This window comes from Micromonospora sp. NPDC005298 (assembly GCF_040607375.1).
Taxonomy (GTDB): domain Bacteria; phylum Actinomycetota; class Actinomycetes; order Mycobacteriales; family Micromonosporaceae; genus Micromonospora.
In genome coordinates this window covers 22,069-34,156 of sequence record NZ_JBEXGP010000031.1, presented here as the reverse complement: position 1 = coordinate 34,156, position 12,088 = coordinate 22,069, and the positions used below count along the sequence as shown (strand labels likewise).

At 71.5% G+C, this 12,088-nt stretch carries 11 protein-coding genes; 3 read left to right on the top strand and 8 right to left on the bottom strand.

The window, feature by feature from the left end:
* Positions 1-566 precede the first annotated feature (566 nt).
* Positions 567-1,349, top strand: coding sequence for a 3-hydroxybutyrate dehydrogenase (locus ABZS77_RS27610; RefSeq protein WP_354828692.1), 783 nt, complete (start codon positions 567-569; stop codon positions 1,347-1,349).
* 14 nt (positions 1,350-1,363) lie between these two features.
* Complete coding sequence (locus tag ABZS77_RS27605; RefSeq protein ID WP_354828689.1) at positions 1,364-3,283, top strand: helix-turn-helix domain-containing protein; 1,920 nt, start codon at positions 1,364-1,366, stop codon at positions 3,281-3,283.
* 10 nt (positions 3,284-3,293) lie between these two features.
* Here the strand turns inward: ABZS77_RS27605 and ABZS77_RS27600 are convergent, their stop codons facing one another.
* The 8 genes from ABZS77_RS27600 to ABZS77_RS27565 form a co-directional block, all read right to left on the bottom strand.
* Positions 3,294-3,902, bottom strand: coding sequence for a TetR/AcrR family transcriptional regulator (locus ABZS77_RS27600; protein ID WP_354828687.1), 609 nt, complete (start codon positions 3,900-3,902; stop codon positions 3,294-3,296).
* An 11-nt stretch (positions 3,903-3,913) separates the two neighbouring features.
* Positions 3,914-5,482 carry an MFS transporter gene (locus tag ABZS77_RS27595; protein ID WP_354828684.1) on the bottom strand — a complete coding sequence of 523 codons (1,569 nt, stop codon included), beginning with the start codon at positions 5,480-5,482 and terminating at the stop codon, positions 3,914-3,916.
* 185 nt (positions 5,483-5,667) lie between these two features.
* Positions 5,668-6,300: a transcriptional regulator gene (locus tag ABZS77_RS27590; RefSeq protein WP_354828681.1), complete on the bottom strand. Its 633-nt coding sequence runs from the start codon at positions 6,298-6,300 to the stop codon at positions 5,668-5,670.
* 76 nt (positions 6,301-6,376) lie between these two features.
* Positions 6,377-7,390, bottom strand: a complete 1,014-nt coding sequence (locus tag ABZS77_RS27585; protein ID WP_354828678.1) for a branched-chain amino acid ABC transporter permease — start codon at positions 7,388-7,390, stop codon at positions 6,377-6,379.
* Complete coding sequence (locus ABZS77_RS27580) at positions 7,387-8,268, bottom strand: branched-chain amino acid ABC transporter permease (RefSeq protein ID WP_354828675.1); 882 nt, start codon at positions 8,266-8,268, stop codon at positions 7,387-7,389. The genes ABZS77_RS27585 and ABZS77_RS27580 overlap by 4 nt, the downstream gene beginning before the upstream one ends.
* Positions 8,265-9,515 carry an ABC transporter substrate-binding protein gene (locus tag ABZS77_RS27575; RefSeq protein WP_354828673.1) on the bottom strand — a complete coding sequence of 417 codons (1,251 nt, stop codon included), beginning with the start codon at positions 9,513-9,515 and terminating at the stop codon, positions 8,265-8,267. The genes ABZS77_RS27580 and ABZS77_RS27575 overlap by 4 nt, the downstream gene beginning before the upstream one ends.
* Before the next feature lie 51 nt (positions 9,516-9,566).
* Positions 9,567-10,259 (bottom strand): ABC transporter ATP-binding protein, encoded by a 693-nt coding sequence (locus ABZS77_RS27570; RefSeq protein WP_354828670.1) that lies wholly within the window; start codon positions 10,257-10,259, stop codon positions 9,567-9,569.
* A complete protein-coding gene (locus ABZS77_RS27565; protein ID WP_354828668.1) occupies positions 10,246-11,007 on the bottom strand; it encodes an ABC transporter ATP-binding protein in 762 nt (253 codons plus the stop codon). Before ABZS77_RS27565 ends, ABZS77_RS27570 begins: the two co-directional genes overlap by 14 nt.
* A 223-nt stretch (positions 11,008-11,230) precedes the next feature.
* Here ABZS77_RS27565 and ABZS77_RS27560 point away from each other — a divergent pair, with 223 nt between their 5' ends.
* Positions 11,231-12,088: an SPFH domain-containing protein gene (locus ABZS77_RS27560; RefSeq protein WP_354828666.1), complete on the top strand. Its 858-nt coding sequence runs from the start codon at positions 11,231-11,233 to the stop codon at positions 12,086-12,088.

The window sequence follows — 12,088 nt, the reverse complement described above, 5'->3', positions numbered from 1 at the left end:
ACGCCCCTCGCCCCTCGCCCCTCGCCCCTCGCCCCTCGCCCCTCGCCCCTCGCCCCTCGCCCCTCGCCCCTCGCCCCTCGCCCCTCGCCCCTCGCCAAGATCGTGCTCGATCCCGGAAGTAGTGGCCTCGGCGACGCGCCGAGGCCACTCGATCCCGGAAGTTGCGCGGTATTGCTTGCCGGGCGGCCGGGCCGACCTGCCCACCCCGCCCCCTTTGCTCTGCACCTCAATACGCACCGATAGCGGAGGGTCACTGTCGCCGCCGTGGGTGCAGAGCAAAGGGGGTAAGCGCCACCGCCCCAGCCCGCCACCTCCCCAGCCCGCCACCACCCCAGCCCGCCACCGCCCCAGCCCGCCACCGCCCCAGCGCGGCGCGGCACCACCCCGGTCCGGGACGGCCCAAGCGCCGCACCGCCCGGGCCCGGCGCGGGCCGGGGAGTGGGGCGGCCGCAGGCCGGATGGGGCGGCCGGGCCGGCAGGGACGGGTGGGACCACACAGCTTGGGACCGGAGTATGTGTCGTCGGCCCATGTGCCGGGGCTCTAACAGCTCGTAACTTCTTGCGCCATGACGGCAGAACCCGTGGCGGTCCCCCACGTCGTGCAGGTCGACCTCGCCGGTCGGACCGCCCTGGTCACCGGGGGCGGGAGCGGCATCGGGCGGGCGTGTGCCCTGCGGCTGGCCGCGGCCGGCGCGAAGGTGCTGGTGGTGGATCGCAACCTGGAGGCGGCCAAGGCGGTGGCCGCCGAGGCCGCCGGTCGGGCCGAGGGTGTGGACCTGGCTGACTCCGCCGCGGTGGACCGGCTCGACGCGGACGTCGACATCGTGGTCAACAACGCCGGGCTGCAGCACGTCGCCCCGTTGCAGGACTTCCCCGTCGAACGTTTCGAGTACATCCAGCGGGTGATGGTCGAGGCGCCGTTCCTGCTGATCCGTCGGGCGCTGCCGCACATGTACGCGCGTGGCTGGGGGCGGATCGTCAACATCTCCTCGGTGCACGGGCTGCGCGCGTCGCCGTACAAGGCGGCCTATGTCTCGGCGAAGCACGCCCTGGAAGGGCTGTCCAAGGTGGTCGCGTTGGAGGGCGCCGCGCACGGGGTGACGGCCAACTGCATCAACCCGGCGTACGTGCGCACGGCGTTGGTGGAGAGCCAGATCGCCGATCAGGCCGCCAGTCACGGCATCGACGAGTCCGAGGTGATCGAGAAGATCATGTTGGCCCGCGCGGCGATCAAGCGTCTGATCGAGCCGGAGGAGGTGGCGGAGCTGCTGGCGTACCTCTGCTCACCGCCGGCGGCCTTCATCACCGGCGCGTCGATCGCCCTCGACGGGGGCTGGACGGCCAACTAGTGCGCCCAAGCACAATGTCGACCATGTCGTCGTCGGTGGAGTTCCTGGAGCTGCTCGCCCGTGAGGCCGCCCCGGTGGAGTTCGAGGGGCCGCTGGTGGCCGCACGGGCGGCCGGCCTGCCCGCCGACCGGCTGGCCGAGCTGGAGCAGGCCAAGGCGGTGGCGCTGCGGGTCCGCGCGCTGCTGGAGCGTCGGCGTCGTCGCGAGACCGAGCTGTCCGGCCTGTACGACACGGTGAGTGACCTGGCCGGCCTGCGCGACCTGGACGACGTGCTGCGGGCGATCGTGCACCGGGCCCGCAACCTGCTCGGCGCCGACGTGGCCTACATGACGCTCAACGACGACGAGCGCGGCGACACCTACATGCGGGTGACCGACGGGTCGGTGTCGGCGCGTTTCCAACGTCTGCGGCTGCCGATGGGCGCGGGCCTCGGTGGTCTGGTGGCTCAGTCGGGAGCCCCGTACGTGACGGCGAACTACGGCGAGGACGAACGCTTCCACCACACCGGGGAGATCGACGCCGGGGTCGGTGAGGAGGGCCTGGTGGCGATCCTCGGGGTGCCGCTGCGGCTCGGTTCGACCTCGATCGGGGTGCTCTACGCGGCGAACCGGTCCGCCCGGCCGTTCGCCCGGGAGGAGGTGGCGCTGCTGGTGTCGCTCGCCGCACACGCCGCGGTGGCGATCGACACGGCCCGGCTGCTGGCCGAGACCCGTTCGGCGCTGGCCGAGCTGTCGGCGGCGAACACCACCATCAGGGCGCACAGCAGCTCGGTGGAGCGGGCCGCGGCGGCCCACGACCGGATGACGGCGCTGGTGCTGCGCGGCGGCGGCGTGGAGGACGTGGCCGCCGCGGTGACCGAGGTGCTGGGCGGGGCGCTGTTGGCGCTGGACGCCGAGGGTCGGCTGCTGGCCCGGGTGGGCGAGATCGACGAGCCGGACCGGACGGACATCGTCGAGGCGGTGGCCGCGTCGCGGACCGAGGGGCGCAGTGTGCGTCGCGGCCCGCTCTGGTACGCGGCGGTGGTGGCGGGCGCGGAGAACCTGGGCGCCCTGGTGCTGCGCCCCGACGACGAGCTGGTCGACGCCGACCAGCGGATCCTGGAGCGGGCGGCGCTGGTGACCGCGCTGCTGCTGCTGTTCCGACGGACCGTGGCCGAGGCCGAGGGGCGGGTTCGTGGCGAGCTGCTGGACGACCTGATCGCCCGTCCGCTGCGGGACACCGACGCGCTGCGTAGCCGGGGCCGCCGCCTGGGGGTGGACCTGGACGCCCCGCACGTGCTGGTGGCGGTGGGCGACGACGCGATCGCCGCCACCGGTTCGGCCCGGCAGCGGGTGCTGTCCTGGGCCACCACGTACGCCTCGGCGCGCGGTGGCCTGGCGGCGGCGCGCGACGGTCGGGTGGTGTTGATGCTGCCCGGTCGGGACGCCGGTGGCAGTGCCCGCGCGGTGGCCCGGGACCTGTCCCGGGTGACCGGCCGACCGGTGACCGCCGGTGCGAGCGGCCCGGCCACCGGGCCGACGGCGCTGGCGGGGACGTTCCACGAGGCGGACCGGTGCCTGACCGCGCTCGGCGCGTTGGGGCGGGCCGGTCAGGGGGCGAGCACGGCGGAGCTGGGCTTCGTCGGGCTGCTGCTGGGCACGGTCGGTGATCGGGGCGAGACGGACGTGACGCAGTTCCTCAGCGCCACCGTCGGTCCGGTGGTCGACTACGACGCCCGGCGGGGTACGGCGCTGGTGAAGACGTTGGAGGCGTACTTCGGGGTGGGTGGCAGCCTGGCCCGGGCCGCCGAGCAGCTGCACGTGCACGTCAACACGGTGACCCAGCGGTTGGAGCGGGTCGGTCAGCTGCTCGGCGCGGACTGGCAGAGGCCGGAGCGGGCGCTGGAGGTGCAGTTGGCGCTGCGCCTGCACCGGCTGCGTACCCCCGCCGCCTGACCGGTGTCGGTCAGCGGGCCTGGATGCCCGCGAGGACGGTGTCGACGACCCGCTCGGGCAGGGTCCGTTCGTCCAGTTCCGGGTTCCACTGGAGCACCCGCTGGATCAGCATCGGGCCGCTGAGCAGCGCCATGGTCACCTCGACGTCGATGTCGGCGCGGAGCACGCCCTCGTCGATGCCGCGGCGCAGCACCTCCCGCATGAGCTGCCGGCGGGGGGCGATGATGTTCTGGTAGAGCCGGAAGTGGTCCGGGCTGCGGTTCACCTCGGGCACCAGACACGGCATGATCTTCGACGCGCGCGGGTCGACGTTCCTCCCGATGGCGCCGACCAGCAGGACCAGGTCGTCCCGGACGGAGTGCCCCTCGGGCTGCGCCATGATGCCCTTGAGCCGTCGCAGGGCGTCCAGCAGCAGCGCCTCCTTGCCGGCCCACCGGCGGTAGATGGTGGCCTTGCCGACTCCGGCGCGGGCGGCGATCGCCTCGATCGAGAGCGCCTCGATGGTGCTGCCCTCGGCGAGCAGGTCGAGGGCGGCCTCGATGATCGCCTCGTCGGCGCGGACGCTCCGCGGTCGCCCGGGCGACCGCGGAGCATCAGCGCTGGACGTCATGTCCGACATTGTTCCCGAACCTATGCCGTGCCGGCCAACTCGGGCTCGGCGACCGGCGCGGCCGCCGCGCCGGTGGCGGTTTCCCGACCCGGCATCCAGCGCAGCACCACGATCATCCCGAGGGCGGCGACCAGTGCGGAGAGGCCCGCGGCCCAGTGCATGGCGGTGACGAAGGCGTCGTTGGCCGCCGCGATCAGCGTCGGCGCCGCCGGCCCGAGCTGCCCGGCCGCCGCGTACGCCCCGGAGATCGACTCGTTGGCCGCCTCCTGGGCCTGGGCTGGCAGCCCGGTCAACGCGCCGCTCACGTCGGAGCGGTAGACGGCGGAGAGCACCGAGCCGAGGACGGCCACGCCGAGCGCGCCGGCGACCTGGCGGACGGTGTTGCTCACCGCGGAGCCGACGCCGGCCTTCTCCCGGGGCAGAGCCGACATGATCGACTCGGTGGCGGGCGGCATGATGTTCGCCATTCCGACGCCCTGGATGAAGAACACGACAAGCACGATCCAGATCGGGGTGGACGCGCCGATGAAGGCGAACGCGGCGAGCGCCACCACGGTCAGCCCGAGGCCGACGGTGGCCACGGCCCGACCGCCGTAGCGGCGGACCATCGCGGCGCTGCGCGGCGCGAAGATCAGCTGCGCTCCGGCGAACGGCAGGAAGAGCAGGCCGGTCTGGAGCGGGCTGTAGTCGCGCACGAGTTGCAGGTAGAACGAGCTGAAGAACATGACGCCCATCGCGGCGAAGAACACCAGGCCGACGATCGCGACCGGCGCTGCGAAGCGGGGCACCTTGAACAGCCGGACGTCCAGCGACGGGTGCTCGCTGCGGCGCTCGTGCTGCACGAACCAGGCCAGCACCGCGAGGCCGGCCACGATCGAACCCCAGGCCACCGGGCGGTCGAAGCCGTGCTCGCCACCGTCGATGATGCCGTAGGAGAGGGCGACCAGGCCGACCACGGAGAGCAGGACGCCGAGCACGTCCACGCGTCCGGGCCGCGGGTCACGCGACTCGGGGACGAGCAGCGCCACCAGGACGACGCCGGCGGCGACCACCGGCACGTTGATCAGGAAGACCGAGCCCCACCAGAAGTGCTCCAGCAGCGTGCCGCCGAGGATCGGGCCGATCGCCACGGCTAGGCCGACCGCGCCGGCCCAGACGCCGATGGCCCGACCGCGCTCGCGCGGGTCGAACACGTTGGAGATGATCGACAGCGTCACCGGCATGATGGCCGCGCCGCCGACCCCCATCAGGGCGCGGGCCGCGATGAGCTGGGCCGGGCTCTGGGCGTACGCGGAGAGCAGCGACGCCAACCCGAAGAGCACCAGGCCGATCATCAGGAAGCGCTTGCGGCCGGAGCGGTCGCCGAGCACTCCGAAGGTGAACAGCAGCCCGGCGAAGACCAGGGTGTAGGAGTTGATGGACCACTCCAGCTCGCCCTGGCTGGCGCCGAGGCCGCGCACCGGGTCGGCCAGGGTGCGTAGGGCGACGTTGAGGATCGTGTTGTCCAGGACGACGACGAGGAGGCTGATCACCAGCACCCCCAGGATCGCCCACCTCCTCGGGTGTCCCGTGTTGTCGTGCAGTTCCATTGCCCGGTTCTCCCCCCGGTTCACCCGCGCCGCAATACGATACGGGTCAGACTCGTAACGGCGATCAGACTACGACGGCCAATAACGATACGGAACGGTTTCGTATCGCATGTGGCGGACGTCACGTCACCGGATGACCGGGCGCAGCCGGCGAGGGGTACGACGGGGGTACGTGCGGCGAGGGCTCAGCGGGAGCGACCGGCGTGCAGACAGACGTCCACGGCCGCCGACAGCGTGCCGAGGCGGCGGGCCGGCGCGGCGAGCGGCTCGATCCAGCCCGGTCCGGCGCCGTACACCCGCAGGGGCGGGAAGTCCCGCGCGAACCGCGCCAGGCGGTACGCGCGGCCGGTGACCGGCGTCTGCGACCAGAGCACGACGGTATGCGGGACGGCCCGGTGCACCGCACTGGTCAACGCCGACCAGGGCAGCGCGGGGCCGAGGTGCAGGCAGCCGCGGCCCCGCTCGCGCAGCGCGGCGGCGAGCGCGTGCAGGCCGAGCGAGTGCGCCTCCTTCTCGGCGCCGGCCAGCAGCACCCCGCCGGTGGGCAGCGACCGGCCCGGCTCCCGACGGTGCACGTCCAGACCGACCCGGACGCCCTCGCACAGGGCGCGTTCCACGGCGATCTCGGCGGCGGTACGCCCCGACAGCCGGACCAGCAGCGGCCGGCAGACCTGCCCCCACAGCGCCGGCACCCCCCACGCGTCGGCCACCTCGAGCGTCAGCGTGGCGACACGGTTACCGTCCAGGTCCTCGGCGGCCAGGCGGACCTGCTTCTGCACGGTCTCCACGGCCTCGGCCGGCATCGGATCGGTCAGCACAGACGTACCCCCGGGTAGACGTTCCCTACCCGGGGGTTCGCTGAAACGACGCGCGGCGGATGCGCCGCGGCGTAATTTACCGGCGGCGGGCCGCCAGCCGGTGGGCCAACTCGGCCACGCTGCCCCAGATGCCGCGCCGGAACAGCACCACCACGAGGACGAAGATCCCGCCGGTCACCAGGCCGATCGCCTCGAAGCCGGAGAACGACAACCAGTCCTCCAGCCGTACGACGATCCCGGCGCCGAGCACGCCGCCCCAGAGGGTGCCGATCCCGCCGAGCACGACCACGATGACGGCCTTGCCGGAGGTGGTCCAGTGCAGCACGTCAAGCGACACGAAGCGGTGGCCGAGCGCGAACAGCCCACCGCCGAGGCCGGCGATGAACCCGGACAGGACGAACGCGGTCAGCTTGTAGCGGTGCACGGGGTAGCCCAGCGCCCGCGCCCGCGCCGGGTTGTCCCGGATGCCCACCAGCACCCGACCGAACGGCGAGTGCACGATCCGCCAGGCGGCGGCCAGCCCGAGAAGCACGATCGGCAGGATCGCGTAGTAGAAGTAGTAGTCGTCGGTGAGGTCGACGCCGAACAGCTCCCGGGGCACACCCTGCAGGCCGTTCTCACCCTGGGTGACCGAGCGCCACTCGTTGGCGACGTAGTAGACCATCTGCGCGAACGCCAGGGTCACCATCGCGAAGTAGATGCCGGCCCGCTTCACCGCCAGGTAGCCGATCGGCACCGCGAGCACTGCCGCGGCGAGCGCCCCGGCCAGCACCGCGAGGGGGAACGGCAGGCCGGCGTGGATGGCCACCAACCCGGTGACGTACGCGGAGGTGCCCCAGAACGCCGCGTGTCCGAACGACATCAGTCCGGTGAAGCCGAGCAGCAGGTCCACGGCGACGGCGAACAGGGCCCAGCAGAGGATGTCCACCGCGACCGCCGGGTAGAGGCCGTTGGGCAGCCACGCCGCGACGATGAGCCCGACGGCGAGCAGCGCGTACCGCGCCCAGCCGGGGGCGCGGGCGACGGCGACCAGCCCGGACGGCGGGGTCGTCCGCGGCGCGTCGGCGGGAGTGTCAACGGTGCTGGTCATGCCGGCGCCTCCTCACGGCCGAACAGCCCGGCCGGACGCCAGAGCAGCACACCGGCCATCACGACGAAGACGATCGTCTGCGACACGATCGGGAAGTGCGACAGGTACGCCTCGCCCCACGCCTGCACCAGGCCGATGCCGAAACCCGCGGCGACGGAACCGAAGATGGAGCCCAGCCCGCCGATCACCACCACCGCGAACACCACGATGATCAGGTCGGCGCCCATCAGCGGGTTGACCGCGCGCATCGGCGCGGCCAACACCCCGGCCAGGCCGGCCAGCCCGATGCCGAAGCCGAAGACGGGGGTCACCCAGCGTCCGACGTCGATGCCGAACGCGCGGGTCAGGTCCGGCCGCTCGGTGGCCGCGCGGACCACCATGCCGATCCGGGTCCGGGTCAGCACCCACCACACCGCGACGCAGAGCAGCACCGCGAAGCCGAGGATGAAGACGCGGTACGTCGGGAAGTCGAACAGCCCGAAGTTCACCGACCCGTCCAACAGCGACGGGGTGGCGTACGGGCTGGACTGCACGCCGTAGCGCAGCTTCACCAGGTCCTGCAGGATCAGCGTCAGGCCGAAGGTGAGCAGGAAGTTGTAGAGCGGGTCGAGCTTGGTCAGCCGGTGGATCACCGCGCGTTCCAGTGCCATGCCGAGCAGGCCCAGCCCCACCGGCATGATCACCAGGGCTGCCCAGAACGGCACGCCCACCTCGGTGAGCAGCACGTACGCGCCGAACGCGCCGAGCATGTAGAACGCGCCGTGGGCGAAGTTGACCACCCGCAGCATGCCGAAGATGACCGCGAGCCCGAGGGCGAGCAGGGCGTAGAACGCCCCGCTCACCAACCCGTTGAACGTGTTCTGCGCGAACCCACTCATAGCTTGCAGTCCGCGGAGGGCGCGCGGAACGCCTCCGCGGCGGGGATCGTCTTGAGCACCTTGACGTAGTCCCACGGTTCGGTGACCTCGGACTGCGGCTTCACCTGGGCCAGGTACGCGTCGTGCACCACCCGGTGGTCCTCGGCGCGGATCTTTCCGTTGCGCAGGAAGACGTCCTCGACCGTCTTGCCCTCCAGACCCTTGACCACGGCGTCCGCGTCGTCGGTGCCGGCCGCCTGCACCGCCTCCAGGTACTGCAAGGCTGCCGAGTAGTTGGCCGCGTGCGCGAACGTGGGCCGGGTGCCCGCCTTCTGCTGGAAACGGTCGGCGAACTCCCGGTTCTTCGCGTCGAAGTTCCAGTACCAGGCGTCGGTGTACGTGGTGCCGGCCAGCGCGGCCGGGGTGAGCGAGTGGATGTCGGTGAGGAACATCAGCCCCACCGCCAGGCCGACGCCCTTCTCCCGCAGCTTGAACTCGTTGTACTGCTTCACCACGTTGACCAGCTCCGCGCCGGCCTGCATGGTGCCCAGCACGTCCGGCTTCGGGTTCAGGTTCGGCGCCTTGAGTAGGAAGGTGGAGAAGTCGCCGCTGGTGTTCGGGAACGGCGCCCCGTCCCTGCCGACGACGGTGCCGCCGGCGGCGGTGATCGCGGTGGAGAAGCTCTTCTCCATGTCCTGACCGAAGGCGTAGTTCGGGTACAGGATGTACCAGTTCTTGCCGATCTGCTCGGTGGTGGTCTTGCCGGTGCCGTTGGCCAGCATGTACGTGTCGTACGCGTAGTGGAAGGTGTACCTGTTGCAGCTCTTGCCGGTCAGGTCGGTCGTCGCCGCGCCGATGTTGAAGTAGAGCTTCTTCTTCTCCTTCGCCACGTCGGCCACCTTCAAAGCGGCCGACGAGGTGGGTACGTCCAGGATCAGGTCGACGCCCTTGCGGTCGTACATCTCCTGGGCCTTGGAGTTGGCCACGTCCGGCTTGTTCTGGTGGTCGGCCGTCTCGACGGTGATGTCGCTGGTCACCGCCTTGTCGCCGTACTTCGCGGTGAAGTCGGCGACGGCCATCTCCACCGCCGTCACCGAGTTCTTGCCGGACAACTCCGAGTACGCCCCGGACTGGTCGTTGAGCACGCCCAGCACGATCTTGCCGCCGGTCAGCTTCTGGTCGCCGCCCGACTGGGGACCACCGCCACCGCACCCGGCGACCAGCACCACCGCGGCCGACGCCACGGCCACACCCACCGTCCTGCGCATGCCCACTCCATCCATCCCGCGCGTCGTCGCGCGGCTCGTCGTTGGAAGAAATCAGATCCCGAGGTACGCGAGCAGTTCGCGTTCGCGCGAGCGCACCTCGGAGTTGTCCATCGCCTCGGCGACGCGTCCCTCGGCCAGCAGGTAGTGCCGGTCGGCGACACCCGTGGCGAAGTGCAGGTTCTGTTCGACGAGCAGCACGGTCACCCCGTGCCGCTTGGCCTCGCGCAGCAGGTCACCGACCTGCCGCACCAGCAGCGGCGACAGCCCCTCGGTGGGCTCGTCGCAGAGCAGCAGCCGGGCGCCCATGCGCAGCACCCGGGCCAGCGCGAGCATCTGCTGCTCGCCGCCGGAGAGCATGGTGGCCGCCGAGTCCCGCCGGGTGTACAGAGCCGGGAACGCGTCGTACACCCGCTCCAGCGACCACGGGTCGGGCCCGACGGTGGGCGGCAGCGTGAGGTTCTCGGTGACGGTGAGCGTCGCGTAGCTGCCCCGGTCGTCGGGCACCCAGCCCAACCCGAGTCGGGCCCGCCGGTGCGCCGGCAGCCGGGAGATGTCGCGCCCGTCCAGCTCGACCGTGCCGCGCTGGCCGGTGTGCAACCCCATCACGCAGCGCAGCAGGGTGGACTTGCCGGCGCCGTTGCGCCCGACCAGGGTGACCACCTCGCCGGCGGAGACCTGGAGGCTGACGTCCCGCAGCACCTGCGCCTCGCCGTAGAAGGCGGACAGGCTCTCAATGCGCAGCATCGGCGGCTCCCAGATAGGCGGTGATCACACGCTCGTCGGCGCGAACCTGCTCGTACGGGCCCTCGACGAGGACCCTGCCGGCCTGCAGGACGGTGACGGTGTCGGCGAGACGGCCGACCACGCTCATGTTGTGCTCCACCAGCACCACGGTCCGCCCCTGACGGACCCGACTGATCAGCTCGACGGTGCGGTCGACGTCCTCCAGACCCATCCCGGCGGTCGGCTCGTCGAGCAGCAGCACCTTCGGATCCAGTGCCAGGGCGATGGCCAGCTCCAGGGCCCGCTTGCGGCCGTACGCCAACGTCTCCGACGGCGTGTTCGCCAGGTCGGCCAGCCCCACCATGGACAGCAGTTCGTCGGCCCGCTCGGTGTAGCGGCCCATCAACCTCGCCGAGCGCCAGAACCGCCAACCCAGCCCGCTGGACGACTGCAACGCCAACGCGACGTGCTCCCGGGCGGACAACTGCGGAAAGAGGCTGGTGATCTGGAACGAGCGGGCCACGCCGAGCCGGGCCACCCGCTCCGGTGGCAGACCGGTGACGTCCCGGCCGGCCAGCTCGATCCGCCCACCGCTGGGCGCGAGGAACCCGGTGAGCAGGTTGAACAGGGTGGTCTTGCCGGCGCCGTTCGGGCCGACCAGCGCATGCACACTGTCCGGCGCGATGTCCAGGTCGACGTCGTCGACCGCCCGGAAGCCCCGGAAGTCCCGGGTCAGCCCGCGGGCCGACAGGAGCGCTTGCCCGGCCATCGCCTCATCCTCCGCACGTCGCGGCGACTGTCGATCCGGTGACCGTGGTCACAGGCCCGTCGCGTGGACGAAACCTACGGCGGGCCGGCGGAGTCGAGCCATGTCGATGCGCTCCATATTCGATCGGCGGTTGACGTGCGCGAACTCCACTCCCCCGTGCCGTCGACTTGACCTGACCCCCTAGGTTGATGATCCACACAGCCCAACGGAAGGTCCCCACCCCATGCCCGTCGGCTTCACCATGGCGATCGTCTTCGCCGTCGCCCTGGCGGTCAGCGCCGTCGTCGCCCTGGTCGCCCCCGCCCGACCGCTGAAGCGGGCCGCCGCCCTCGTGGCGCTCGGCTTTCTCGCCCTCACCCTGGTCGTCGGCGTCGCCTCCAGCGCCCACTCGGTGCCCATCCGCTCGGTCGGCATCGTCACCAGCTTCGGCAAGCCCACCGGCGAGGTGACCGGCTCGGGCCTGAAGTGGGTCGCCCCCTGGCAGAAGGTCGGCGAGTGGGACGCCGGCCGTCAGAAGTACGACCACATCGGCGGCAACAACTGCGTACGGGTGCGCACCGGCACCCTCGCCGACGCGTGCGTCGAGGTGCTCGTCGAGTGGCAGGTCAAGCCGGAGAACGCCCCGAAGCAGTTCATGGACTACAAGGGCGACTTCATCAGCTTCCGGGGCCAGCGGGTGGGTGTGCAGCTCGACAGCGCTGTCAACGACGCGTTCGCCGCGTACAACCCCCTGGAGAAGATCGACGCCCAGACCGGTGACCTCAACGTCGACCTGAAGCCGTTCGCCGCGAACATCAAGACCAGCGCGGAGACCCGGCTCGCCACCGACGTCGACATCCTCTCGGTGACCATCACGCGGGTCAACCACGACGACAAGACCGAGGGCAACATCAAGGCGTTCCAGGACAAGCTGGCCCAGACCCGCAACCTGGAGCAGGACCGCAAGAACGCCGAGATCTCCAAGCAGATCACCGAGACCAACGCGAAGGTCGACAAGGTGACCCGCTGCCTGGAGATCGCCGAGAAGAACGGCGCCAACCCGGGGCTCTGCATCAACCCGGGCATCGTCACCGGCAAGTGA